This window comes from Secundilactobacillus sp. MJ173, assembly GCF_059704265.1.
This window is the reverse complement of the sequence record NZ_BAAKGN010000004.1, coordinates 1-413: the sequence shown is the minus strand read 5'-3', so window position 1 is coordinate 413 and position 413 is coordinate 1. Positions and strand designations below refer to the sequence as shown.

The 413-nt window shown below is 44.6% G+C and carries 1 protein-coding gene; it reads right to left on the bottom strand.

Annotated elements, in window-relative coordinates; all coding sequences use genetic code 11:
• The coding region (locus AC6H04_RS00445) for a transposase (protein ID WP_497569814.1) at positions 1–413 on the bottom strand (413 nt) is incomplete at both ends.

The window sequence follows — 413 nt, the reverse complement described above, 5'->3', positions numbered from 1 at the left end:
CCATTACCAGCTAATGCGGTGTTGTAAGCACCGCCGGTATAAGCGGAGCCCTGATCACTATGCATCATTTCCGGCTTAACGCCGTTAAGCTGGACTAGGGCTAAATCAAGGGTGTTCGTTACCAGTTCAGCCGTCTCGGTATCTGCTACTTGCCAAGCAATCACACTGTGATCGTATAGATCTTTAATCACACTCAAACGCAACTTATATTGCGAATGTGAACCATACCGAAGCTCACTACAATCCGTTACCCAAACGGTGTTAGTGTGTTTTGGATGGAAGTCATGTCCAGTTTGGGAATCATAAAGTAGGTTCGCTGAAATCTGCTCTTTGTGCTCTTGATGACGATTATGCTGTTTAATCCTAATGGCAGCTTCAATATTATTTTGGTGCATTAAACGCCGTACACGGTT